Here is a 1469-nt window from a genome sequence, read left to right as displayed (position 1 = left end):
GCTCCGGACGCCACCGCGCCGGCCGACAATTCCGCTCCGGCCGATGGCTCGGCGCCCGCCGACAATTCCGCGAACTGATCGGCTTCAATTCGGCCGTCGGCCGCTGGACCACAAAGCCCGGCTTTGCCCGGGCTTTTCTTTTGCCGCTTGGCAGCCTACCTGTGACCCGTCTTTCTCATCCCCAGGAGCCCACCACGATGGCCGGTTATGACTATGATCTGTTCGTCATCGGCGGCGGGTCCGGTGGGGTCAGGGCGGCCCGGGTGGCGGCGGCCCTCGGCAAGCGCGTCGCCATCGCCGAGGAATACCGCTTCGGCGGCACCTGCGTCATCCGCGGCTGCGTGCCGAAGAAGCTCTATGTCTATGCCTCGCAATTTCCAGAGCATTTCACTGATGCCGCCGGCTATGGCTGGACGGTGCCCGAGGCGAGCTTCGACTGGAAGACGCTGGTCGCCAACAAGGACAAGGAGATCGCGCGGCTCGAAGCGATCTACAAGAGGAATGTCGAGGGCTCAGGCGGCGAGACCTTCCACTCGCGCGCCGTGCTGGTCGACCCGCATTCCGTCTACCTGGTTGCCGAAGACCGCACCGTCAGCGCCGACCAGATCCTGATCGCCACCGGCGGCAGGCCGGCGCCGCATCCGGCGCTTTCGGGCCATGAGTACTGCATCTTCTCCAACGAGGCCTTCGATCTCAAGGAACTGCCAAAGGCGATCATGATCGAGGGCGGCGGATATATCGCCGTCGAGTTCGCCAACATTTTCCACGGCTTGGGCGTTGACACCACGCTGGTCTATCGCGGCCAGGAAATCCTCAGCCGCTTCGACATGGATCTGCGCCGCTCGCTGCATGAGACCATGGAGAAGAAGGGCATCAAGATTCTTTGCCCCGCGGTTTCGGAATGGGTGCGCAAGACGCCTGAAGGCAGGCTAGATGTGCTGCTGTCAAGCGGTCAGACCCTCACGGTCGACCAAGTCATGCTGGCGATCGGGCGCATTCCCAACACCGAGAATATGGGCCTGGAAGGCGTCGGCGTCGAACTCGGCAAGACGGGCGCGATCATGGTAGACCAATATTCGCGCACCAACATCGACAACATCTGGGCAATCGGCGACGTCACCCATCGCGTGCAACTGACGCCGGTCGCTATCCACGAGGCGATGTGCTTCATCGAGACCGCCTTCAAGGGCAATCCGACCGCGTCGGATCACGACACCATCCCGACCGCTGTATTCTCCCAGCCGGAGATTGGAACCGTCGGCCTGTCGGAGGACGACGCGGTCAAGCGCTTCCCCGATGTCGAGATCTATCGCGCGTCCTTCCGTCCGATGCGGCACACGCTGTCCGGCCGCGACGAGAAGATGCTGATGAAGCTGGTGGTCGACGGCGCGTCCAGGAAGGTGCTCGGCGCTCATATCCTGGGTCCCGATGCCGGCGAGATGGCGCAGCTGCTCGGCATCCCGCTGAAG

Annotated in this window: 1 protein-coding gene; it reads left to right on the top strand. The window is 63.5% G+C overall.

Features of this window, described 5'->3' with window-relative positions:
• Positions 1-197: 197 nt before the first annotated feature.
• Positions 198-1469: glutathione-disulfide reductase (gene gor, locus EOA24_RS37725; protein ID WP_127410807.1), on the top strand; the 1272-nt coding region annotated here is incomplete at its 3' end.

The sequence above is a fragment of the Mesorhizobium sp. M2A.F.Ca.ET.039.01.1.1 genome (assembly GCF_003998035.1).
Classification (GTDB): domain Bacteria; phylum Pseudomonadota; class Alphaproteobacteria; order Rhizobiales; family Rhizobiaceae; genus Mesorhizobium.
Note: the sequence above shows the minus strand (reverse complement) of the source record. Positions and strands in the feature narration are given on the sequence as shown.